15 protein-coding genes are annotated in these 24351 nt (G+C 56.2%); 5 read left to right on the top strand and 10 right to left on the bottom strand.

Annotated features, from left to right (window positions below):
* Positions 1–7: 7 nt before the first annotated feature.
* Positions 8–928: a DUF5106 domain-containing protein gene (locus tag C1A08_RS07425; RefSeq protein WP_101572482.1), complete on the top strand. Its 921-nt coding sequence runs from the start codon at positions 8–10 to the stop codon at positions 926–928.
* 56 nt (positions 929–984) lie between these two features.
* On the opposite strand, the gene C1A08_RS07420 is transcribed toward C1A08_RS07425, so the two are convergent.
* On the bottom strand, positions 985–2673 hold the full coding sequence (locus C1A08_RS07420; RefSeq protein WP_101572480.1) for a putative transporter: 1689 nt from the start codon (positions 2671–2673) through the stop codon (positions 985–987).
* A gap of 396 nt (positions 2674–3069) precedes the next feature.
* On the opposite strand from C1A08_RS07420, the gene C1A08_RS07415 reads away from it, so the two are divergent.
* A complete protein-coding gene (locus C1A08_RS07415; protein WP_180951542.1) occupies positions 3070–6282 on the top strand; it encodes a glycosyl hydrolase in 3213 nt (1070 codons plus the stop codon).
* Positions 6283–6367: 85 nt separating this feature from the next.
* Positions 6368–7258: a glycerophosphodiester phosphodiesterase family protein gene (locus tag C1A08_RS07410; protein ID WP_101572476.1), complete on the top strand. Its 891-nt coding sequence runs from the start codon at positions 6368–6370 to the stop codon at positions 7256–7258.
* A 98-nt stretch (positions 7259–7356) separates the two neighbouring features.
* Here C1A08_RS07410 and C1A08_RS07405 read toward each other — a convergent pair whose 3' ends face one another.
* The 5 genes from C1A08_RS07405 to C1A08_RS07385 all read right to left on the bottom strand — a co-directional run bounded on the left by C1A08_RS07405 (position 7357) and on the right by C1A08_RS07385 (position 16132).
* The gene (locus C1A08_RS07405; protein WP_180951541.1) at positions 7357–8685 is read right to left on the bottom strand and encodes an FISUMP domain-containing protein; all 1329 of its coding nucleotides are present in this window, start codon (positions 8683–8685) and stop codon (positions 7357–7359) included.
* Between the two features lie 62 nt (positions 8686–8747).
* Positions 8748–10460, bottom strand: coding sequence for a DUF6850 family outer membrane beta-barrel protein (locus tag C1A08_RS13230; RefSeq protein WP_180951540.1), 1713 nt, complete (start codon positions 10458–10460; stop codon positions 8748–8750).
* Between the two features lie 26 nt (positions 10461–10486).
* Positions 10487–11851 carry a DUF4876 domain-containing protein gene (locus tag C1A08_RS07395; RefSeq protein WP_101572470.1) on the bottom strand — a complete coding sequence of 455 codons (1365 nt, stop codon included), beginning with the start codon at positions 11849–11851 and terminating at the stop codon, positions 10487–10489.
* A gap of 12 nt (positions 11852–11863) precedes the next feature.
* A complete protein-coding gene (locus C1A08_RS07390) occupies positions 11864–14689 on the bottom strand; it encodes a TonB-dependent receptor (RefSeq protein WP_101572468.1) in 2826 nt (941 codons plus the stop codon).
* A gap of 162 nt (positions 14690–14851) precedes the next feature.
* Positions 14852–16132: an O-acetylhomoserine aminocarboxypropyltransferase/cysteine synthase family protein gene (locus C1A08_RS07385; protein WP_101572466.1), complete on the bottom strand. Its 1281-nt coding sequence runs from the start codon at positions 16130–16132 to the stop codon at positions 14852–14854.
* A gap of 514 nt (positions 16133–16646) precedes the next feature.
* Here C1A08_RS07385 and C1A08_RS07375 point away from each other — a divergent pair.
* Positions 16647–17612 carry a Dyp-type peroxidase gene (locus tag C1A08_RS07375; RefSeq protein WP_101572462.1) on the top strand — a complete coding sequence of 322 codons (966 nt, stop codon included), beginning with the start codon at positions 16647–16649 and terminating at the stop codon, positions 17610–17612.
* A 199-nt stretch (positions 17613–17811) separates the two neighbouring features.
* On the opposite strand, the gene ilvC is transcribed toward C1A08_RS07375, so the two are convergent.
* The 4 genes from ilvC to ilvD all read right to left on the bottom strand — a co-directional run bounded on the left by ilvC (position 17812) and on the right by ilvD (position 23064).
* Positions 17812–18861 (bottom strand): ketol-acid reductoisomerase, encoded by a 1050-nt coding sequence (ilvC, locus tag C1A08_RS07370; RefSeq protein WP_055204626.1) that lies wholly within the window; start codon positions 18859–18861, stop codon positions 17812–17814.
* Between the two features lie 35 nt (positions 18862–18896).
* Positions 18897–19409, bottom strand: coding sequence for an acetolactate synthase small subunit (gene ilvN, locus C1A08_RS07365; RefSeq protein WP_055204624.1), 513 nt, complete (start codon positions 19407–19409; stop codon positions 18897–18899).
* 21 nt (positions 19410–19430) lie between these two features.
* On the bottom strand, positions 19431–21143 hold the full coding sequence (gene ilvB, locus C1A08_RS07360; RefSeq protein ID WP_101572735.1) for a biosynthetic-type acetolactate synthase large subunit: 1713 nt from the start codon (positions 21141–21143) through the stop codon (positions 19431–19433).
* A gap of 106 nt (positions 21144–21249) precedes the next feature.
* A complete protein-coding gene (ilvD, locus tag C1A08_RS07355) occupies positions 21250–23064 on the bottom strand; it encodes a dihydroxy-acid dehydratase (protein WP_101572460.1) in 1815 nt (604 codons plus the stop codon).
* A 414-nt stretch (positions 23065–23478) separates the two neighbouring features.
* Here ilvD and nadC point away from each other — a divergent pair, with 414 nt between their 5' ends.
* Positions 23479–24342 carry a carboxylating nicotinate-nucleotide diphosphorylase gene (gene nadC, locus C1A08_RS07350; RefSeq protein ID WP_055205131.1) on the top strand — a complete coding sequence of 288 codons (864 nt, stop codon included), beginning with the start codon at positions 23479–23481 and terminating at the stop codon, positions 24340–24342.
* Positions 24343–24351 lie beyond the last annotated feature (9 nt).

Genomic DNA, 24351 nt, shown 5'->3' with positions numbered 1-24351 from the left:
CAACGATATGGCAAAAATTTTCTGCTTACTCGCCTTGTGCTGCCTGGCAGGAGCGTGCGGCTCCGGAAACGAAAAAAAACAGACTACGGCATCCAAAAATTTCCAAATGATCGAAGTTCCCAGTATCCTGGACAACCCGGACGACCGGGCCGCATACATCGGCAAAAATTACTGGCGGAATTTCGATTTCACGGATACCTCGCTGATCGGCAAACCGGAAACAACGGAACAGGCTTTTGCCGATTACGTCCACATCATCGAACACATGAACGCCGAAACCGCCGCCGCATCAATCAAAACCACGCTGTCGAAAGCGGAAGCGGATACGGCAATGTACGCCCATTTTTTAGACCTATTCGAGAAATACCTCTATGATCCGAACTCCCCGATGCGCAACGAAACGCTCTATATCACCGTTCTACGGGTTGCTATCGGCTCTCCGAAAACGTCCGAAGCGGAAAAGACACGCATGCGTTACCGCCTCGACCTGGCTCAGCGGAACCGTCCGGAAATGCCTGCGACGGATTTCGCCTACACGCTGGCTTCAGGAAAGACCGGCACGCTGTACGACATCGACGCCGAATACCTGATCCTGTTCTTCAATAATCCCGGCTGCCATGCGTGCCAAGAGACGATCGACCAGATCAACGATTCGGAAACGGTTCGTAAAATGATCGGGGACAAACGGCTGAAAGTGCTGTCGATGTATCCGGATGAAGACATGAAAGCATGGAAAGAATACCTTCCGACGCTTCCGACGCATTGGCTGAACGGCTACGACGCTTCGCAGCAGATCAAGAACGAAGAACTGTACGACCTGCGCGCCATCCCGACCCTTTACCTGATCGACCGGAAAAAGTTCGTAATCCTGAAAGACGCTCCATTCGGAGAAATCGAACATTACCTGACACAAAAAGCCGAAAAGTAGTTACACTTTCCGGCTCCGGATATTTTTCTTCTTCAAACCATGCCGAAAACCGGCGGTCAGGACACGCACAGAATCAATAACTGGGCCGTCAGGATGCGCAGGAACATAGTCAGCGGGTAAACGGTCGCATACCCCACCGACGGCATATCGTTGCCGGCCACGCCGTTCGAGTAGGCCAACGCAGGAGGATCGGTCATCGCCCCGGCAGACACGCCCATCAGCGTATAATAATTGACCTTAAGCACCTTCCGGGCAATGATCCCGACGATCAGCAACGGCAGTACCGTGATGATGAAGCCGTAACCGATCCAATGATAGCCCTCCTCGTACAGCACCGTGTGGACGAATCCTTCGCCGGCCCCCAGGCCGACGCAGGCGAGAAACAGCGCAATCCCGATCTCGCGCAGCATCAGGTTGGCGCTCATCGTCGTATAGGTCACCAGCTTATAGTGCGGCCCGAAACGGCTGATCAGAATCGAAACGACCAGCGGACCTCCTGCCAGCCCCAATTTGACCGGCTGCGGAATGCCGGGAAACATGATCGGCACGCTGCCGAGCACGACCCCGAGGAAAATCCCGACGAAAATCGGAATCAGATTCGGTTCGTTCAGCCGCCGCATCGAGTTGCCGAGTATTTTCGAAACGGCATTGATCGCCGACTCGCTGCCCACGACGGTCAGCCGGTCGCCCATCTGAAGCTGCAAATTATGGTTCGGGATCAGATCGACGCCGGCCCGGTTTACCCGCGTCACATTGACGCCGTAACCGCTGCGCAGCCGCAGGGCGCCGATATACTGCCCGTTGAGTTTCGATTTCGTAATCATGATGCGCCGCGAAATCAACTGGTTGTCGAGACGTTCCCACTCGTCTTTGTCCATATCGAGTTTCTCGCCGACGAAATCGGTAATCAATCCCATATCGTCGGTCGTGGTCACGATCAGCGCCTTATCGCCGACCGACAGCGGAGTCTGCGAACCCGCGATGTCGATACGTCCGTCCGGATGCAGTACGCGGGAAATAACGAACTGTCTGTTTATTAGTCGCTTGATCTGCAAAACGGTCTTTCCGTCCAGAAACGGATTCTTCACTTCGACCGAAATACGCACGGCTTCGTGCGCACCGCCCTGTTTGACCGTATAAGCCTTGTCTTCCTCTTCGAAACGGATCCTGAAAATCCAGCGGATGAAGATCATCGACAGGATGATCCCGAGCACGCCGAGCGGATAAGCCACAGCATACCCCATCGCGATATCCGGGGAGTCGATCCCGGTCATGTCGCTGTATGCCTGCTGAGCGGCTCCCAGACCGGGCGTATTGGTCACGGCGCCGGAAAGAATCCCGACCATCGTCGTAATCGGCAGACCGGTAATCAAATAAATCACGTAGGTAATTACGACTCCCAGCAGCACGATCCCGGTAGCCATCAGGTTCAACTGGACGCCTCCCTTCTTAAACGAGGAAAAGAAACTAGGCCCCACCTGCAGCCCGATCGAATAGACGAACAGGATCAATCCGAATTCTTTCAGGAAGTGTAACAGGTGCTCGTTGAGCTGCATCCCGAAATGGCTGAACGTGATCCCGACGAACAGAATCCACGTAACGCCGAGCCGCACCCCGGCAATCTTGATCTTACCCAACGCAACGCCGAGCGAAATCACCACGGCGAGAATCAACACCGAATGAGCGACCCCGCCTCCCCAGAACGCATCGTTCCCGAAAAACAAATTGCGAAAAAATTCCTCCATACCGTCTGTCTGCTACGACCCGAGCATCCCTCCGCAAATTTCGAAAACGCGCCCGGAATCTGAATTTCATTTCGGGTGCGAAGTTAATTAAAATATCCGGCATTTCCCGATGCGAAAAAACAGGAAAAAACCTTTTTTTTTTAAAATTATTAAGAAACTTTTTCGCACCCGCCCCATCCGTACCGCCCGAAAATGCGAAGCCGCCAGATCGTCCCGCGCCTGTAAAAACACCGATAAAAATCCGGAATCCATTTCTGCGGTTGTAAAAAACATTCCGCAATGCGGAAAAATAAGACGGTTTTATCTTCCTAAAATCAATTAATTTAGTTTATTTTGTAAAAAATTAGGAAAGTTTTCTTCGGAATCGCACCCCAAAATTCAATAACTCAAATGAAAATGAAAAAATCGATTTTACCCGTATTGCTCGCTGTCGCACTTGCAACGGCTGCCTGTACGTCCAACACGAAACGACAGACGGCTACCCTGAGCGACGATTCGCTGTACACGACTTTCCGGGATCCCGGCCACGAATGGCGGGGCAAACCGTTCTGGTCGTGGAACGGACGGCTCGAAAAAGACGAACTGATCCGCCAGCTTCATATTTTCAAAGAGATGGGTATGGGAGGCGCCTTTTTGCACTCCCGCGTCGGACTGAAGACCGAATACCTCGGGCAAGAGTGGTTCGACCTGACCAACGCCGTGGCCGACGAAGCTGAAAAAATCGGCATGGAAGCGTTTCTGTACGACGAAGACCGCTGGCCTTCGGGCAGCGCCGGCGGCATGGTCACCGAGAATCCGGCCTACCGGATGAATTTCGTGACGCTCTACACGATGCCCGCCGAGGAATTCAAGTGGGACAACGATTCGATCGTCTCGGCATTCGTATGCAAGCTCGACGGGATCGACTACTCGGAACTGGAACGGCTGACCCCCGAATCCGACATGACCCGATACGCCGGGAAAACCGTCCTGAAATTCCAGCACGAAACGGAAAAATGCTCCGACGGCTACAACGGGACCACTTACCTCGACCCGATGAACCGAGAAGCCACCGACCGCTATATCTACCTGACGCACGATCAGTATGAAAAACACTGCGGCGCCCGGCTCGGCGGCAACATCCAGGGGATCTTCACCGACGAACCGCACCGCGGCGGATTGTTCACCTCGCACGAAAGCAAAACCGACGGAGTGACCAGCGGCATCCACCACATTCCGTGGACGCCGAAACTGCCGAAAGAGTACAAAAAGGCATACGGAGAAGACCTGACCGCCGAACTGCCGAAAATTTTCCTGCGCGAAAACGGCGAACGGGTCAACGACGCCAAATGGCAATACTGCGACCTGGTACAAACGCTGTTCTTGAAAAACTTCGCCCAACCGCAATACGATTGGTGCACGAAACACAACATGATCTATACCGGCCATGTGCTGCACGAAAACAGTTTCTCGAACCAGGTGACCATGCAGGGTTCGCTGATGCGTTTCTACGAATACCAGCACAACCCGGGCGTCGACATGCTGACCGAGCACGACAACTCCTACTGGGTGGTCAAACAGCTCTCTTCCGCCGCCCGTCAATTGGACAAAAAATGGCTGCTGTCGGAACTGTACGGCTGCACCGGCTGGCAGTTCAACTTTGCGAACCACAAGGCTGTCGGCGACTGGCAGGCGCTGTTCGGCATCAACGTGCGCTGTCACCACCTGTCGTGGTACACGATGGAAGGCGAGGCCAAACGGGACTACCCGGCCAGCATCTTCTACCAATCCCCCTGGTGGAAAGAATATAAGTACGTCGAAGACTACTTCTCGCGGCTGGGCGTGATGCTGAACCAGGGCGCTCCGGTATGCGATCTGCTGATCGTCAACCCGATCGAAAGCGTAATGAGCCAAGTGAGCGTCAAATCGTTCAACGGCTTGGGCGCATCGGCCCCCGAAATCGTCTCGATGGAGCAGAAATACGCAGACCTGTTCCACTGGCTCGCCGGCGAACGCATCGACTTCGACTACGGCGACGAGGAGATGATGGGACGCCTCAGCAGCGTGGGTAAGGACGCCGAAGGCAATCCCGTTTTCAACGTGGGACACGCCTCCTACCGCACCGTATTGGTAGGAAACATGGAAACGATGCGCGAAACGACCCTGAAAGCGCTCCAGAAATTCGAGGAGGCCGGCGGCAAAGTGATTTTCGCCGGCGAAGCGCCTAAATTCGTCAATGCCGTAGCGTCGGAAGCCCCGGCGCAATTGGCCGCGCAGAGCATCCGGATCGATTATGCGCAAAAACCGATCGTAGAGACCGTGAAAAGCCTGATCCGCCCCGTAGTACAGGTGACCGATGCGTCGGGTAACGACATGAAAAACGTCTTCGGTCAGGTGCGTCAGGACGGCGACCGCTATTACGTCGTACTGATGAGCATGGACCGCGGCCGGAAGTTCGATTCGGTAACCGTAACGTTGCCGTTCGCCGGCGAAGTGACGCTGTGGGATTGCAAAACGGGCGACGTATGGAAACAGCCGACCGTAAGCTCCGGAGCCGAAGGATCAAAAATACTCACTTCGTTCGAACCCAACGAGGAGAAAGTTTACACGATCTCGGCCGCATCGCCGGCATTCGCCCGGCAGATGCCGGTAATTACCGAAAAATCGCGGATATCCCTGCCCGACACGTACGATTACACGCTGAACGAACCGAATATCTGCGTACTGGACGTAGCCACTTGGCAGATCGACGAACAGCCGGCGCAACCGCTGACCGAAATCATGAAAATCGATCAAGCGGTACGCAAGCATTTCGACTTGCGTCCCCGTGGCGGAGAGATGGTACAGCCCTGGTATGCGGAAAAAACGGACGGAGTCAACTACCAAAAACCGCTCGGCGTACTGAAAATGCAGTTCCCGTTCGACGTAGCGGTCATGCCTTCCGACACCCTCTTCCTGTGTCTGGAAACGCCCGACCGCTTTACCGCCGTAATCAACGGCCGGAAGCTTTCGATGGAACAATCCGCGGGCTGGTTCATCGACAACAGCATCCGTAAATTCGCCGTCCCGACAAACTACCTCCAGCAGGGCCGGAATACGGTCGAACTAATCGCTAATTTCAGCCGCAACCTCGACCTCGAAGCGCTGTACCTGATCGGCGATTTCGGCGTCGAATTGAAAGGCATTCAGCGGACGCTGACCAAACTACCGGCCAAATTGAAAGTGGGCGATATCGCGACGCAGGGACTTCCGTTCTACTCGGGAGCCGTTTGCTACCAGATCGGCAACCTGCCGAAACCCGCCGCCGGCGAACGCATCATGCTGCAAATGCCGGGCTTCGACGGCGGTTGCATCGAACTGAACAACGACTATGCGCACCAGATCTGCGGATGGGCTCCATACCAAATGGACGTAACCCAGGTGGCCGAAAAAGGCGATGTAGCGCAGTTGAACGTGGTGCTTACGCGCCGCAACACATTCGGCCCGCTGCACGCGCTGCCGGCACGTGCAGGAGCTTACGGCCCGTGGAACTGGCGTACCGAAGGCGGTTCGTTCACAATGGATCAGTACACCCTGCTGCCGGCCGGCCTGACGCAACAGCCGACGCTCGTCATCGACGACGTGAAATAGGCGAACCGGATCGAAAATACGGCAAAGGGGCGGGAGCATTCCTGCCCCTCTGCTTTCGAAAAACGAACCATCAAAAACCACGGTAATGAAACGAATAATCGGAATCATCGCATGGACGGCAACGGCTGTGCTGCTGCTCACGGCGCACGGAGCATCCGCACAGAAAAAACGGCTGCATACCGTCCCATGCAGAAACTACGCCCAGGTCGAAGCGTACTTCCGCTATACGCCCGGATGCGGCACGATCGTCAGCGGACACCGCGGCGGCATGGCGCCGGGATACCCGGAAAACTGCATCGAAACGTTCGAAAATACGCTGAGCCATATGCCGTCGTTCTTCGAGATCGACCCGCAGATGACCCGAGACAGCGTGATCGTGCTGATGCACGACCCGACGATCGACCGCACGACGACCGGCAAAGGAAAAGTATCGGACTATACCTACGAAGAACTGCAACGGTTCAACCTCGTAGACCGCCAGGGCACGGTGACCCCGTATAAAATACCGCGCGTCAGCGACGTGATCCGTTGGAGCCGCGGTAAAACGATCCTGAACTTCGATAAAAAAGAGGTTCCCCGCGACGTGCTGATCCGGCTCGTCAACGAACTGAAAGCCAAAAACGTCATTTACACGGTACACTCGGCCGACGACGCGCGCACCTGCTACGGACTCGATCCGGACGCGCACTTCTCGGCCTGGATCGGCGACATGCGGCAATTCCGCGAATACGAAGCCACCGGGATTCCTTGGTCGCGGTTCATCGCCTACGTGGTCAGCGGTACGATGAAACCCGAACAGCGGGAACTGTACGACGCGCTGCACGCAAAGGGCGTCCGGTGCATGATCTCGGTAGCCCCGACGGTCGACCGGCTGCCGGAAGCGGAAAAACGGAAAGAGGGATACCGGACGGAGATCGCCAAAAATCCGGATATCATCGAAACCGATTATCCGCTCGAACTGATCGGACTGTACTGATCCGGAGACGCCTCGGACAAACGTCGTCCCGCTACCGAAAATAAAAACCGCCCGGATTCGCGCGAATCCGGGCGGTTTTTATTGAATACGACGGCGCGTTATTTCGCTTCGTCCTTGATGCAACGCACAGCCTGTCCGCCGAATATCGGACCGTACATTACCTGTGCACGTTGGTAAGTCGCATTATTGGTCAGCAACATGCTATACGATTGGGCCGTCGTCGCACCGGTCTTATCGTTCAGCTTGAACTGATAACCGGTCGAACCCATAAAGTACCCGAGCGAATTGTAATCGAGATCCTTAGCATTGCTGGCATATTTTCCTTCGGCCTGATCGGTCGTCTTGTTGATCGCGCCGGACAGTACGACGTCGAAACCCGCACCGTTCAGATCGGCCAGCGGGGCTCCTTTCTGCTCAGCCACATAATACTTACCGGGAGCGATTCCTTCCGCTTCGTTGCCGGCTCCCGCAAGGGCGTCCAGCTCCGCTTTGGTCGGAATATGCCACCCTTCCGGGCAAATACCCTGCTTGCCTTCCTGCTGATTCCAGTTCGAGGCGGTTATCTCGCTTACGCCGAACGCCGTAGCATAGTCGTACAGGTAACCCATTTTTTCAACGGACGCAGCGTCGGTAGCCGGTTCTCCGAGGAATCCCGGATACCAAACCCCGTTGCCGTCGGCGGGATCGGACGAAGGAGTCTTTCCGGCAGGCAGGTAACGCAGATTTTCGGCCATCCACCAGCGGTCGTCGGCCAGCTTAACGATCTTGTAGGTAACGCCGCCGTATTCGAGCGACGGCACTCCCTGCGTAATCGTGTACGTAGCCTCCATCGCCTCCATCAACGGCGAGAATTTCGTCGATACGGTAAGCTCGTAAACGAGGGTTTCCTCGGATTCGTTCGCTCCGATCTTCAGCGTAAAGGTATGATCGCCCTTGCCGCTATCGCCCAGGTCGGCGCCTTCGAACGAACCCGCTACTCCGGTAACTTCCCATTCGGTATTACAAACCAGCTTGGCCTTGAACTCGCCGCCGTCCATCGAAGCGGTCGTATCGGCCGGAACGAATGCGATCGAAATCTTATCCTGTTTTACCGTCAGCACGGCCGTAAGCGCGCTCGAAGCGGCTTTGACCGTAATATTTCCGGTTACGTCGTCGCCGGTTTTCGGGGAAACGAAAAACGACAGCGTGGCATTGCCTTTGCCCGACTCCATGTTCAGCGAACTGATATTCGAACTTTTGGAGGTCACCGTCCATGCGACGTTGGATTCCAACTCGGCCATATAAGTACCCCCGGCGGGATCGGCAATCACTTCCGCCTCCTTGAACTTGAGCACGGGATCGACCGGATCGTCGTTCTTGTCGTCGCTACAGGCGACGAACAGCAAAGGCAGCGCAAGGGCGGCCCATAAATAGATCATTTTTTTCATAACGCATTTTTTTAGTAAAACATTCATACAATCTCTTCTACTTCTTCTATCGTTCCTTCCGCTCAGAACTGGCAGCCGATCGCCAGCGCGAAAACGCTGCGGTTCCGGCCGGCTACCCAATCCAACTTACCGGCATGAACGCCGCTCCATCCCAGATCTCCGTACACGGGCAGGGCGATCCGGCCCACCGGGCGCGTATAGCGCACTCCGAGCGACAGTTCCCCCCGGGTCGCTGCAAGGTATTCGTATTCGTAATTTCGGTACTCCTCGTTGCCCGCCGCATAAGCCCCGGGGTCCATACCCGGCACAGAAGAGGCCGTCCGACCCTCCCCGAGCCGGCTGCCGCCGCCCGTATGGCATGCCAGCTCAACGCTGCACTTCAGCCACCCGCGTCCGACCCTGAAATTGCGGTCGGCACCGATATGCACCCGTACATTCTCGACATACTGCGAACGGGTGTACGGAAAAACCAGCGAGCCGATCCCGCTGCGATTGTAGTAGTCCGCACCGGCACGCAGGCTCATCACCGGATTGTAACGGTCGGCCTTCCAGTCGAACTCGTACTCCAGACCGGCATTGACCGCACGCTGGCGGTAAATCTGTCGACTGCCGTAGATAACGGTCTGCACCACCCCGCCGATATTTTCGCTGCGCAGGACATTTTCATTGTTCTTCAGGTTGACGTATCGGAAGTTTCCCCGGATCAGATGGACGTTCCGACGATGCGCGACACTCATTACGCCGCGGTATTCCAGTACATCCGATCCGCTGTGCGTCCAGATCGTCCCCTTCTCCCCCGTCTCGCCCTTACGGTACCGGTAGGTGAACTCGTTGAAAAAACGGAATCCCCTGCTCCGGAAAGCGATCTGTAGCGCAGCGCCCTGCTCGGAATCCTTCATCGGCAGACCCGAGATCCCCGGTTCGTTCAGATGCATACCGTTGCCCGTCCACAGACCCTTCTCGCCGAACCACACGCCTTTGTTGAAAAACATATCGTAATTCTCGCCGGTCGTCCCGATTTGCTCGCACAGCACCCGCTCGGTATTTTTGCGGTACAGGTAATTGGCCCCCAGTTCCACCGCAGCGAAACGATACACAAATCCTGCCGAAAGATTCAGATCCATCATCGTATTGCTGTGGCGCAAATCCTTGCGTTTGGCGTAGTTGTCGGCTTCATAATCGATTCTCAAGCCGCCGGTCAGCTTCTTGGTCAGCAAAAAGCCTACCCCGCCGGACAGGATATACAGCTCCCGCGTCTTTGTCCCGGGCGTAAACTCCACCAGATCGAACGGCCGGTCGCCGGGATTCAGCAGAATCGACCCGGACATATGCTGGCCCCGAAAATAGCGGTACTGCATTTTCCCGTAGAATGAAACTTTCTCGAAACGCCTGAACGACTCGGTCTTAAGCCCGAAATCATAGCTGTCGTCGGATTCCCAGTAATTGATAAAACGACCGTTCTGTTTACCGAAATAAGCCTCGGCATAAGAGACACCCGGAACCGGAACCGCGCCGTGAAGCCCCGCCGCATTGTACGATGCGAGCCACCCGTCGCTGCGCGCGATGTAATCGAAATCGTACAACGGTTTCTCCTTCCTTTCCGCCTGAACGGACGGCCTGAATTTCGGCGATTTTTCACGGCATTTCCGGGCGTCGGACACCGGACATTCCGCTCCACGCCCCCGATGCCTTTTTTGGGCGGATGCCGTAAAACCCACCGCCGTCACCGCCAGCGTCACCGATAAAACCGCTATGTATCTTCGTATCCGTATCATAACTTTCATTTTTTCAAGGCACTCCGTCACCGGACGCCCGTATGGAGCGACTGGACGCTGCGCTCGTGGAAATCCTGCGTCGAATTATTGGTATCCTGATAAACGACCCTACCGCCCGCCTTCAGCGTAGCCTCGGCATCGATCCCGCTCGGATCGTTCCCGTAGGCGTACCCGTACACCACCGGATTGCCCTCGATCGCGAGCGTGGCCTCGGCATCGACGTTGCGGTACAGGGTCCGCCCGAGGAAATTCTCAGTCAGCGTTACGTAACCGGCGTCGATCGCAGGCGCCAGCCGTTTCGCATTTCCGGTCGAGCTGCCCGAAAAGACCTCCATGCCGTCCATGATCCATTCGTTCGGCACTTTGATGCAGCGGGTTCCCGGATAACCGGGCTTCAACACCTCGTTGGCCGCGTCGTTCATATACTCTCTGGCGGTGCCGGCTTCTGCGGGCACCTTGAAAAACAGCGTCGTCGGCGAATCGACCGAAATCGTATAAGCCTTCGCCGTTCCGGTCTTCCGAAGCACCTGCATGTAACGGTCAGTGCGCACTTTATCCCCCGGAGTGGGATGGTAAGTCGTGTTGGTATAGTACGTATTGTCGTAGCAGACGAAACAATCCGCACGGTTCAGATCGACCGACAGCGGATACTGCAACGTATGGTCTATCGCCCCGTTGATGCACATTACGGCCTGGCCGCCGGGTTCGAGCGGATAATCCGTACCGCCGCCCGGAAAACCCCACACGCACTCCACCAGCGGCACGTAATCCCGGAACGATTTCTCCCCGGTCTCGGGATCGGCAATCAGCCAGACGTTCGTTCCGTACGCATTGTAAGGATCGACCGTTCCGAAACAGATATTGTCGAGGTAGGCGACCTTTTCGGAATTGTTGTACAGGATCACGTACTTATCGCTCTGATAAGTACCTTCCAGCGGATCTTTCTTACAGCCGCCGCAGTAGACCTCCTTGATGACGATTTGACTGGTTTTGGAAGCCACCAGCGGGATATTCACCGGCTGCGAAAGGTCGCTGGCCGCAGAGACGATCATCTGATCGCGCGCGCCGTTGAAATAGATGACCGCATCCTGCTCCGACACCCGGTCGCGCGCGCTGACCCGGTAAATTCCGAAAGCCACTTCGAACCGGGCCATATCGTCGTTGCCGGCCGAAGCCGTATAGACCGTGCCCCTGTCCACGTCCTCCAGAGTCACCCGCGCGCTCCCGCCCTCCCGGTCGGGATGACCTTCGGGGTACACCAGCCGCACGGTGAGCTCCCGAGTCGTCCCCTCGTACGGATTATCCTTCCCGTCGAGCAAGTCGTTGCACGAACACAACACGACAGCGACCATGCCCAATACGATTCCCGCGATATATTTATACTTTTTCATACTCCTTTTCCGCTAAAATTTTAACCGCAAGGTCAGTCCGTAATAAAAATCGGGAGTCAGGATCACCTTCACCCCGCTCGCATACGAAGCCAGGTACTTGCGGGCATTGGTAAAGTTGTTGGCGTAGAACGAAACCGACGCCACGTTACCGATCTCCTTGGTAATGCTCAGATTGGCCGAAAAATAAGGATCGTACCCGTCCTGTTTCAACTGGAATGAGTTCCCGTTGATTATCAACCCCTTGAGCACGGGATCGTTTGCGGCGGCATCGTCGTAATTGTAGACGTTTCCTTCCAGATCCATATAGTAAAGCGGCCTCAGCGCCGTATAGCTCTCGCCCTCCTGCTCCACCTGGTAGGCCAGTTGTTTACCGTGATAGGACGAGATGTTCCGCGAGCGCGAAACCAGCGACGCCTCCAGGCGCAACGAGATGACCATCCGGATCGACGGAATGTGCGTAATGGCGGTCAGGTTCGCATCGAGACGCTTCGTCTGCCGGCCGTTGTAGGTGGCGGTCGTCGAACCGCCGTTGTCGGCATAAATCCCCACGTACTCGAACGAACGACCCGGAATCGACGAATGCGACTGGTTTTCCTTGTAAATGTAGGAAAACCCTTCGTTGACGTACTTCACGTTCGTATAAGCGGCATCGAAACGGAACTGTGTCCGGATCGACGGAATCTGCGGGAAATCGACCGTCACTTCCAAACCTTTCCGGTCGACCGGCGAACTGTTGTCCTGATAGATGTTCTTCACGAAAGTCTTGTCCATCACCTTGGTATCCATCGGCGTGTAACCGGCCGACGGATCGTCCTTGTCGCCCACGAGGATCTGACCGGTGCGGTTATCCACGACGATGTCGGGATTGGCCGGCATTTTATAACCGCCCGGCACTTGACTGATGCGGTATTCGAACGGCGAATAGGTCGTATTGAGGCGATAAGGATACTTGGTTTTATTGAAATAACCGGCCACCGATATCCGGGTGCCGTCGAGGGTCAGATCCACCCCGACCTCGATATTCCGGTTACGCATCCACCGCAGGTTGTCGTTGTAGGCGATCGAATAGGGCGTCGTATGGTAGACATACACGCTGCGGTTGTCGGCGTACGAAGCCCCGAACACCTGGATATCGCGGTACAGCGGATCGGGGTAAAGGATATTGAACGACGGCAGTTTCTCGGTGATTCCCCATCCGCCCCGCACGTTCAACTGGTTCAGAAAATATTTCCGTTCGCGATTGATCAGCGTATATTTCACATTGAATCGCGGCGACAGGCTCTGCGCCTTGTCGTACTGCATGTTCTTGATCAGGGTCTTCTCGCCGCGGACGCCGGCCATCACCCCGAGCGAAGTCTGACCGAGCTGCAGCGTCAGGTTGTCTTCGAGGTAGACCGCCAGGTTATGCATATACGGAATGTCCGTATACGGCCGGGGACGGAAACCGTTCGGCTGCAACTGCGGATTTTCGTAATACTCTCCCTGACCGACATTGCCGTTCGCGCTCCAGGTGACGCCGGCTTTCACCCGGTTCAGCAGCCGGTCGAAACGGCGCGACCAGTTCGCCTTCAGCGAGACCCCGTAATCCAGCTCTTTCGAGTCGATGAACTGTGTGTTCACGTAATTGACAGGCAGTTGATTGGCGACGAAATAACCTTCGGTCGTCGCATTCACGGCCGGCTGTTCCGACGCGGTATGTACCGGCAAGTGGTATTTCGACAGCATGTCGGCATAATTCACCGAGGCCGTTACCGCCACGTTCGTAATCCAGGATTTGTTCAGCAGCCAGTCGAGCGAAGTATTGAACCGCAACGCATTGTCGTGCGCCTTTTTCCACTCGCCGGTCTGCGCGTCCGGGTCGTCCTTGGTATTCATGCCGCCGAGATTGCCCGTCAGGCCGACCGAAAAGTTCAGCGGCGTGCTTCCCCGCCTGAAAACGCGCGCATAATTCAGCGCGATTCCGTTCCGCTGGTAAGTCGTGTACGGCGAAACCGGGTTGTCGATCGCGCGCGTATGCTCCAGCGCGACATTCAGCGAACCGAGATCCCTCCCCAGGTCGAAACCTTTGCTCAGCGAAAACTGCTTGGTTTTGGGGTTCGTCGTAAAAGTCGCCGTATAAGGCGTTTTGCCCTTGCGCGTCTTTACCTTGACGACGCCGCTCGTCAGGTCGCCGTATTCGACCGACGGAATACCCGTAATTACTTCGATGGATTCCACGTTGCTCGATGCGATATTCCGCGTGCTCGCTCCGGACAAGTCGCCGAACGAAGCGTTCGTCGACAACCGTACGCCGTCGACCTCGACCGCCGTACCGAACGAAGCGTTCCCCTGCGAGACGCCGCCGTCGCGGATCGAAAACACGTTGTCTTTCATCAGGTTCGGGTTCACGGTTTTGCCGCCCGGCAGCAGGCTCGACACGTCCGAAACGTTGACCATCTGCAAATGGTCCAGCGCCGCCTTGTCGATCACGCGCGAAGTGCTCATGCTGTTGCGGTTCTCGCGCGCGGTAACCACCACTTCGGAGAGTTTCAGGTCGGCGCAGCACAACCGGAAAACCAGATCGTCCCTATCGCCGGTCACGTTCAACTCGCTGTCCAGAGCGACGTACCCCAGGCACGAAACATTGACCGGATGCTTGCCGGCCTGCACGTTCCTGATCGAAAAATGTCCGTTGTCGTCGGTAATCGCCCACAGGTTCGCGTCAACCACCGTCACGACGGCCATCGGAACCCCTTTCGACGACTTGCCGATCTGCACTCTTCCGGATATCGTATATTTTTGTGCGGAAACGCCCAGGACACTAACGCTCAGCAACAAAGCAAGTAGAAATTTTCTCATCCAGCAACCCTAATTTAATCAAGCCTCCAATCCGGACCAACTTTTGCAAAGATGAAAAATTTTGTTACAAAAGACAAAAATAAGCACCTTTTTCACACAAAAAGCGATGCAGCATTCCGCAAAATGCCACATCGCAAACCATTCGTAAAACCGGATAATCCTCTATTTCGACAAGGCCTGTTCGATATCGGCGATGATATCCTCCGCATCCTCGATGCCGACCGAAAAACGGATCAAGTCGGGCGCTACGCCGGCTTCGATCAGTTGTTCGTCGGTTAGTTGGCGGTGGGTATGGCTCGCCGGGTGCAGCACCGAAGTGCGGGCGTCGGCCACATGCGTGACGATAGCGGCCAGTTTCAGGTTGTCCATAAAACGGATCGACACGTCGCGTCCGCCTTTCAGTCCGAACGACAGCACGCCGCAGGAACCGTTCGGCAGGTATTTTTGCCCCAAATCGTAGTATTTGTCCCCTTTCAGGCCGCAGTAATTCACCCATGCCACCTGCCCGTTGCCTTTCAGGTATTCGGCTACTTTCTGCGCATTGGCACAGTGGCGCGGCATCCGCAGGTGCAGCGTTTCGAGTCCGAGGTTCAGCAAGAAAGCGTTTTGAGGCGACTGGATCGAGCCTAGGTCGCGCATCAACTGCGCGGTCGCCTTGGTGATATAGGCCAACTTGCCGAAATTTTTCGTATAGGTCAGTCCGTGATACGAAGCGTCGGGACGGGTCAGTCCGGGGTATTTGTCCGCATGGGCTTCCCAATCGAAATTGCCGCTGTCGACGATCGCGCCGCCAACGCTGGTCGCATGGCCGTCCATATATTTGGTCGTCGAGTGCGTCACGATGTCGGCCCCCCACTCGATCGGGCGGCAGTTGATCGGCGTGGCGAACGTATTGTCCACGATCAGCGGCACGCCGTGACCGTGCGCGATCCGCGCGAATTTCTCGATATCCAGCACGGCTACGCCGGGATTGGATATCGTTTCGCCGAACAGCGCTTTGGTATTCGGACGGAACGCCCGGGCGATCTCCTCCTCGGAAGCGTCCTGATCGACGAACGTCACCTCGATGCCCAGTTTCGGCAACGTCACGCCGAACAAGTTATAGGTTCCGCCGTAGATCGTCGACGCGCTGACGACGTGGTCGCCGGCCGAACAGATGTTGAACACGGAATAGAACGAAGCGGCCTGGCCCGAAGAGGTCAACATGCCGGCTACGCCGCCTTCGAGCGCAGCGATCTTCGCCGCTACCGCATCGTTGGTCGGGTTCTGCAGCCGGGTATAGAAGTAGCCGCTCTCTTCCAGATCGAACAGCCGGGCCATCTGTTCGCTCGTCTCGTATTTGAACGTGGTGCTCTGATAAATCGGCAGCACGCGGGGCTCGCCTTTTTTGGGAGTCCATCCCGCCTGAACGCAAAGGGTCCCCCGATGTAGTTTTTTCTCCATTTAGCTGAATTTTAGATTTGCAAATGTAATCATTTCCGCGAAAAATCGTACGCTTCCGGCCGGATCGGAACTACAAAACCCGCCGTCCGACCGGGTACCCGAAAACGACTCGTACCGCCGGACGAACGCTTCCCGGAAAACGATACCGCATTCGGGTACATTTATGGAATTTCCGGCGGAGAAAGGCGGAAAATTACGATAAATTCCATACCTTCGATTTCCGAACCGTCCCGTCGGGAACGATTGAGCATCGGTTCGCACGCGATCGGTTTCGACCGGAACGCAAAAACAGCGGACGAACCGGCAATTCCCGAAAAGGCCGTCCCGTCGTCCGTAAAACACTGCATATCAAATCGCAAAGGCCATGAATCATTCCGGAATCCGATATTGTTTTCAGCTTTGGAAAGCGAAAGAAAGCATTGTTTTTTTTGTCCTTCTTTCGTATCTTTCGATCCCCGGCGCCCTGTACGCGGCAACCGGGGCAAATGCGCGATCAACCGTTAATCCTAATGATATGAATTTAAACACGCCCCCTGCGATCGCAGGAAACATACCGCAGGACGTAACCGAAAGAGCGGGCGAGAACGCCGTCTTTATCGTGTACGGACTCAAAGAAACGCCCCGGACGGCAGACCGGATAAAAGATTTGTGCGCCAACTTCTCGGCCATGATCCGCAGCATACGCAACCGATTCCCCGACATGCAGTTCAGTTGTACGATGGGATTCGGGGCCGACGCATGGAGCCATCTTTTCCCGGAACGGCCGAAACCGCGGGAACTCGAAACGTTCCAAGAGATCAAAGGCGCCAGGCATACGGCGGTTTCCACGCCCGGAGACCTGTTTTTCCACATCCGGGGCAGGCAGATGGGCGTTTGTTTCGAATTCGCTTCCATCATCGACGAAAAGCTGAAAGGAACCGTAGACCCCATTGACGAAGTTCACGGCTTCAGGTATCAGGACGGCAAGGCGATCATCGGATTCGTAGACGGCACCGAAAACCCGGCCGTGGACGAAAATCCGTACGAGTTCGCCGTAATCGGGGATGAAGATTCCGGATTTGCGGGAGGCAGCTACATTTTCGTGCAGAAATACCTGCACGACATGAACGCATGGAACGCCCTGCCGGTCGAGGAACAGGAAAAAACGATCGGCCGGAAAAAATTCAACGACGTGGAACTCTCCGACGAGGAGAAACCCGCCAACGCTCACAATGCCGTGACCAACATCCAGGACAGCGCAGGCAACGACCTGAAGATCGTACGGGCGAACATGCCTTTCGCCAACACCTCCAAAGGAGAATACGGCACCTATTTCATCGGTTATGCGGGAACGTTCTCCACCACGCGGCGGATGCTGGAAAACATGTTCGTCGGCGATCCGGCAGGCAATACCGACCGCCTGCTCGATTTCAGCACCGCCGTAACCGGCACGCTGTTTTTCGCACCCTCCTACGACCTGCTCGAAACGCTCGGCGAATAAATGCTACCGGCTCCGAACGGGGACGAACATCCGGAAGACGCGCACGATGCGACGCGTCTTTCGTTTTATAAACGACTCCCCTCACCCGAACAGCAAACGATCCGGCCGAATTTCAGGCGAGAAAACGCACTGTTATAAAACGACGAAGCGATCCCGCCGTCGGCGGGATCGCTTTAAAAACGAAACAGTCCGAAACGGATTATTTGTTTCTTTCCGGACGCAGGCTGCGGACAGTCGCACCGGCCTGCCACATTTCGCTTTCGCGCAACTCTTTGAGCTCCTGGTTCAGCTTTTCGCGGTAATCCGGCTTGCTGTTCGAGTCGATCGAACGCTGCGCTTCGTTACCGGCAGCCACTTCGGCGTACAGTTTCTTGAACACCGGCAGGGTCGCGTCGCGGAACGGCTTCCACCAGTCCAGGGCGCCGCGCTGTGCGGTCGTCGAGCAGTTGGCGTACATCCAGTCCATTCCGTTTTCGCCTACCAACGGCATCAGGCTCTGGGTCAATTCCTCAACGGTTTCGTTGAAGGCTTCCGACGGCGTGTGGCCGTTTTCGCGCAACACCTGGTACTGCGCGGCGAAAATACCTTGGATAGCGCCCATCAGCGTACCGCGTTCGCCGGTCAGGTCGGAATAAACCTCGCGTTTGAAAGTCGTTTCGAACAGGTAGCCCGAACCCACGCCGATACCCAGCGCGATCACGCGTTCCATAGCGCGGCCGGTAGCATCCTGCAAAACGGCATAGCTTGAGTTCAAACCGCGACCTTCGAGGAACAAACGGCGCAGCGAAGTACCCGAACCTTTCGGAGCGATCATGATCACGTCCACGTCTTTCGGAGGAACGATACCGGTGCGATCCGAATAGGTAGCGCCGAAACCGTGCGAGAAATAGAGCGCCTTGCCGGCCGTCAGGTGCTTTTTCACGGAAGGCCATACGGCGATCTGAGCGGCGTCCGACAGCAAGTACTGAATAATGGTCGCCTTTTCGCAGGCTTCTTCGATTTCGAACAGCGTCTTTCCCGGAACCCAGCCGTCGGCAACGGCTTTGTCCCACGTCTTCGAATTTTTACGCTGGCCGACGATCACGTTGAATCCGTTATCTTTCAGATTCAGAGACTGTCCGGGGCCCTGAACGCCGTATCCGATCACTGCGATGGTTTCGTTCTTCAGCACTTCGAGCGCTTTGCTCAGGGGGAACTCTTCACGTGTGGTCACGTTCTCCACAACTCCCCCGAAATTCATTTTTGCCATGATTTTCTGTTTTTAAAAATCGATTTATAAGTTTGTTATAGTTCGTTCAATCCGTTTCCGTTCGGCTCGCGGTGCAGCACCACGCTGCCCGAACGCGTAAACTCGATCAGGATTCCCCGGCTTTCGAGCTCCGTGCGCATGTTCTCGATCTCCTCGCGCGTGCCGGTCTTCTCGACCACTACGTACGCCGGGTTCATCTCGATGATACGGGCGCTCCACTCGCGGACGATCATGTCCACCGTGCCGCTCTCCTTGAAAATCTTCGACGAAAGTTTATAGAGCGCGATCTCCTGCGTAATCAACTCGTCATTCGAATAGTATTCCACCTGGATCACCTCGACGATGTTACGCAGTTGCTTGGCCAGTTTGTCGATAACCTCCTGCGTCGTAAAAGCCGAGATCACGAACATACTGATTCCCTTGATCGACGATTCCGATACTTTCAGACTTTCGATGTTGATCTTACGCCGCAGGTAGAGAGCCGTAATCCGGTTCAACACCCCGATCTGGTTCTCCGTAAATGCGATAACGATATATTCCTTAATCATAACTGTCAACTCCGTTAGGTTCTACTTTTTGTCAGGTTCCTTGGCGATCAGATCCGACAGCGATGCGCCGGCCGGCACCATCGGAAAAACGTTCTCCTCGGACAGCACGTCCACTTCGAGGAAATAGGCTTCCGGAGCCTTCACCAGTTCGTCGATCGCCCCTTTCAGTTCCGACAACTGCGTCACGCGACGGTTCGGAATCCCGTACGCCTCGGCAATCATCGTGAACTTCGGGTTTTCGAGGCTCGTGTACGAATAACGCTTTTCGAAGAACAACTGCTGCCATTGGCGCACCATACCGAGGTAATGGTTGTTCAGCACGATCATCTTGACGCCGATCTTGTTCTGCATGATCGTCCCAAGCTCCTGCATCGTCATCTGAAACCCGCCGTCGCCCATCATCACGACCACTTCGCGGTCGGGCACGCCGAGTTTCGCCCCCATCGCGGCGGGCAGCCCGAATCCCATCGTGCCGAGCCCTCCGGACGTAATGAAACTGCGCGTACGATTGAACTTCGAATAGCGGGCGCTGAACATCTGGTGCTGTCCCACGTCGGTTACGATCACCGCATCGGCCTTTTCGGCCTCGGCCAGCGTGCTGACCACGTCGTACATCGAAATACGGACGCCCTGCGGATCGGTGCTCGGCTTCACGACGACTTCGTATTCGCGTCGATGGTAGTCTTCCGCCATCGCAATCCATTCGGCGCGCTCCTTATACCGGATGCCCACTTTCAGCGCGTCGAACGCGTCGCCGGCGTCGGCATGGATCGGCAGTTCGACGGCCACGTTCTTGCCCAGTTCGGCCGGATCGATATCGACGTGGATGATCTTCGCATTCGGCGCATACTGCTTCACGTTACCGGTCACCCGGTCGCTGAAACGCATACCGACGGCCACGATCAGATCGCTCTGCTGCGTCATCCGGTTACCGGCGATATTGCCGTGCATCCCGAGCATACCGATGAACAGCGGATGGCTGTTCGGCACGGTCGAAATACCCATTAGCGTCTGCGCCATCGGGATTCCGGCCGCTTCGGCGAACTCCAGCAACTTGGTCTCCGCGCCGGCGAGCTTTACGCCCTGTCCAACGATCAGCAGCGGACGTTCGGCCGCATTGATCATTTCGACGGCCCGCTGGATCGCTTTCGGATCAACCTCCGGATGCGGCTTGTAGCTGCGCAAATAAATGCACGGTTTATAACTGTAATCGAACTCCTCGACCTGAGCGTTTTTCGAAATATCGATCACCACCGGCCCGGGACGTCCCGTGCGGGCGATGTAATAAGCCTTGGCGATCGCACCCGGAATTTCGGACGCTTTGGTCACTTGGAAATTCCATTTCGAAATCGGCATCGTCATGCTGATCGTATCGGCCTCCTGGAAGGCGTCCGTTCCGAGCAGAGTCGAAGGCACCTGCCCGGTAATGCAGATGATCGGCGTCGAGTCGAGCATCGCGTCGGCGATCCCGGTCACCAGGTTCGTAGCGCCCGGGCCGGACGTAGCCAGGCAAACGCCCACCTTGCCGGTGGCGCGCGCATAACCCTGCGCGGCATGTACGGCGCCCTGTTCGTGGCGCGTGAGAATGTGATTCAACCGATCGGTATGATGGTACAGATGATCGTAAATCGGGATTACCTGACCGCCCGGGTAACCGAATATCGTATCGGTTCCTTCGGCTATAAGCGACAGTAAGAGAGCCTCGGCCCCTTTTATTTTTTGTTTGTTGGACATAATGAACGTATTAAAATTCAACCATCGGAAAACAACCGCAACCGCCCGGAACGTATTCCGAAAACGATTCTGCTATTACAAGGCTGTTTCCCCGAACAACGTGTTGCTAAATGTTTTCGCGTACTCCGCCCTTGTCGGCCGATGTTACCATCGATGCGTAGGCCTTAAGGGCCCGACTGACGACTCGGTTGCGCTCCACGGGTTCGAAGCGGACAATCGCCTGCCTGCGCATATCGAGCTCCTCCGAAGTAAGTTCTACATTGATCGTTCGGTTCGGTATATCGATAAGGATCGTATCGTCGTCCTTTACCAGCGCGATGTCGCCGCCCGCTGCGGCCTCGGGTGAAACGTGCCCGATCGACAGTCCCGACGTACCGCCGGAAAAACGACCGTCCGTAATCAGCGCGCACGCCTTGCCGAGATTCACCGACTTCAGGTACGAAGTCGGGTACAGCATCTCCTGCATACCGGGGCCCCCTTTCGGCCCTTCGTAACGGATCACCACCACGTCGCCGGCTTTCACCTTACCGCCCAGAATACCGTCGCAGGCCTCTTCCTGCGATTCGAATACGCGGGCTTTGCCCTCGAAACGCAGGATCGACTCGTCGACGCCCGCCGTCTTGACGATGCAACCGTTGCGGGCGATGTTGCCGAACAGTACGGCCAGTCCGCCGTCCTTCAGGTACGGATGCTCCAGGTCGCGGATACATCCCTTCTCGCGGTCGGTATCGGCCGCCGGGTATCTCGTATCCTGCGAACCCAGTTTCAGGTTGAAACGTTCGCCGGGAGCGGCCAGCGCACGCGTCTTCGCCTCGTCGGCAACGTCCGGACTGCGCAGGTCGTTCAGGCGGATCGCCTCGCCGAGCGTCATTCCGTCGATGCGGACGACAGCCGTATCGAGCAGCTTCCCTCGGTTCAATTCGCCGAGAATGCTCAGGATTCCGCCGGCGCGGTTGACGTCCTGAATATGGTACAGCGGCGTGTTCGGCGCAACTTTGCAGATCACCGGCACGCGGCGCGACAGCATGTCGATGTCGCTCATCGTGAAATCCACGCCGGCCTCTTGAGCAACCGCCAGCAGGTGCAGCACGGTATTCGACGACCCCCCCATCGCGATATCCATCGACATCGCGTTCAGGAAGGCCGCGCGCGTAGCGACCGACCGCGGCAATACGGCTTCGTTATCGTCGAAATAATATTCCCTGGCATTCTTGACGATCAATTTGGCCGCCTTGCGGAACAACTCCGTCCGCAGTTTATGCGTGGCTAACACCGTTCCGTTACCGGGCAGCGAGAGTCCCAGCGCCTCGGTCAGACAGTTCATCGAGTTGGCGGTAAACATACCGGAGCACGAACCGCAGGTCGGACAAGCGGCGCGTTCGAGTTTCGACAAATCGTCGTCCGAAAAATCCTTGTCGGCTCCCTTGACCATCACGTCGATCAGGTCGTAAGCGCGGTCGCCGAGCCGTCCGGCCTCCATCGGCCCCCCCGACACGAAAACGGCCGGAATGTTCAGCCGCATCGCGGCCATCAGCATCCCCGGGGTGATCTTGTCGCAGTTCGAAATGCAGATCATCGCGTCCACCTTGTGCGCGTTGCACATATATTCGACGCTATCGGCGATCAGGTCGCGCGACGGCAGCGAATAGAGCATCCCGTCGTGTCCCATCGCAATCCCGTCGTCGATGGCGATCGTATTGAACTCGGCGGCGAAACAGCCCTCTTCGGCGATCCACTCTTTGATTTGCTGTCCGATTTCATGCAGATGCACGTGCCCGGGGACGAACTGAGTGAACGAGTTGACGACGGCGATCACCGGCTGTCCGAACTGTTCTTCCTTCATTCCGTTTGCTCTCCAGAGACTTCTGGCTCCCGCCATTTTCCGTCCCGTGGTACAGACACTGCTTCTGAGATTTTTCATAACTTTCGTTTTCTTGTTTCTTCCCTAATGTACTGCGGCAAAATAAGCGAAAGAATCCTGTTTCCGGTCTTCGTTCCGCGCGCCGCCTATGATGCTCAAACCGGCATAACGCCGATCATATCGTTATCATCCAACCGGTTAACAGACATCCGGGCACTATAACAAACCGGTTACGAAATGCCTGGGCGTCCGTTGATCGAGCAAAGGTAGAACTTTTTAAAAAACAATAAAAATTATTAACCGCTTTTTTACGGGTGAGTCCCGATTCCTTCGGCCTCGAAAATTCACGGAATCCGGAAAATACGGCGGATCGGCCCATACAAAGCGAACCGGACGGACGGCGGCCGATAAAAACAGCGGCATACGTATTTTTTTTTACCTTTGCTGCGTTATAAACTTATAATCGAAAAGAACATGAAGGAAGAATATATCCCGTTCGTCAACGACCTGATCGAACTGGCCATCCGCGAGGACATCGGCGACGGCGACCATTCGTCGCTCGCGTGCATCCCGCACGACGAACGCGGCCGGATGAAGCTGCTCGTCAAGCAGGAAGGCGTCCTGGCCGGCGTCGAAGTCGCCGAAACCGTGCTGCGCCGGCTCGATCCGGAAGCGAAATTCGAAAAACGGCTCGACGACGGCGCGCGCGTCCAACCGGGCGACATCGCCTTTTACGTCGAAGGACGGCTGATCTCATTGTTGCAGGCCGAACGCATCCTGCTGAACATCATGCAGCGAATGAGCGGCGTGGCGACACAGACGGCCGTTTACGTCCAAGAACTGGACGGGCTCAAAACTCAGGTGATCGACACGCGCAAAACCACGCCGGGCATGCGCGTGCTGGACAAGATGGCCGTCCGCATCGGCGGCGGCGGCAACCACCGCATCGGACTGTTCGACATGGTGATCCTCAAGGACAACCACATCGACTTCGCCGGCGGCATCACGCCGGCGATCCGCAAGACGCAGGCCTACCTGAAAGAGAAAGGCAAAAATATCCCGATCGAAGTCGAGGTGCGATCGCTGGACGACATCCGCGAAGTGCTCTCGGTAGGCGGTGTCGACCGGATCATGCTCGACAACTTCTCGCCGGAGACGACCCGCGAGGCGGTCGCGTTGATCGGCGGACGGTACGAAACCGAATCGTCGGGCGGCATCACGCTGAAAAACCTGCGCGAATATGCCGAATGCGGCGTAGACTTCATCTCGGTCGGCGCGCTGACGCACCAAATCAAGAGCCTCGACTTGAGCCTGAAAGCGTGTAAGGCCGGCGAATAATCTCTCTTG

It is taken from the genome of Alistipes sp. cv1 (assembly GCF_900240235.1).
GTDB classification, from domain to species: Bacteria; Bacteroidota; Bacteroidia; order Bacteroidales; family Rikenellaceae; genus Alistipes_A; species Alistipes_A hominis.
The sequence above is the reverse complement of the archived record's forward strand: the minus strand, read 5'-3'. Positions and strand labels throughout refer to the sequence as shown.

Coding starts and splice junctions, on each gene's coding strand:
- C1A08_RS07425 (WP_101572482.1), top strand. CDS start 8: ATGGCAAAAATTTTCTGCTTACTCGCCTTGTGCTGCCTGGCAGGAGCG.
- C1A08_RS07420 (WP_101572480.1), bottom strand. CDS start 2,673: ATGGAGGAATTTTTTCGCAATTTGTTTTTCGGGAACGATGCGTTCTGG.
- C1A08_RS07415 (WP_180951542.1), top strand. CDS start 3,070: ATGAAAAAATCGATTTTACCCGTATTGCTCGCTGTCGCACTTGCAACG.
- C1A08_RS07410 (WP_101572476.1), top strand. CDS start 6,368: ATGAAACGAATAATCGGAATCATCGCATGGACGGCAACGGCTGTGCTG.
- C1A08_RS07405 (WP_180951541.1), bottom strand. CDS start 8,685: ATGAAAAAAATGATCTATTTATGGGCCGCCCTTGCGCTGCCTTTGCTG.
- C1A08_RS13230 (WP_180951540.1), bottom strand. CDS start 10,460: ATGATACGGATACGAAGATACATAGCGGTTTTATCGGTGACGCTGGCG.
- C1A08_RS07395 (WP_101572470.1), bottom strand. CDS start 11,851: ATGAAAAAGTATAAATATATCGCGGGAATCGTATTGGGCATGGTCGCT.
- C1A08_RS07390 (WP_101572468.1), bottom strand. CDS start 14,689: ATGAGAAAATTTCTACTTGCTTTGTTGCTGAGCGTTAGTGTCCTGGGC.
- C1A08_RS07385 (WP_101572466.1), bottom strand. CDS start 16,132: ATGGAGAAAAAACTACATCGGGGGACCCTTTGCGTTCAGGCGGGATGG.
- C1A08_RS07375 (WP_101572462.1), top strand. CDS start 16,647: ATGAATTTAAACACGCCCCCTGCGATCGCAGGAAACATACCGCAGGAC.
- ilvC (WP_055204626.1), bottom strand. CDS start 18,861: ATGGCAAAAATGAATTTCGGGGGAGTTGTGGAGAACGTGACCACACGT.
- ilvN (WP_055204624.1), bottom strand. CDS start 19,409: ATGATTAAGGAATATATCGTTATCGCATTTACGGAGAACCAGATCGGG.
- ilvB (WP_101572735.1), bottom strand. CDS start 21,143: ATGTCCAACAAACAAAAAATAAAAGGGGCCGAGGCTCTCTTACTGTCG.
- ilvD (WP_101572460.1), bottom strand. CDS start 23,064: ATGAAAAATCTCAGAAGCAGTGTCTGTACCACGGGACGGAAAATGGCG.
- nadC (WP_055205131.1), top strand. CDS start 23,479: ATGAAGGAAGAATATATCCCGTTCGTCAACGACCTGATCGAACTGGCC.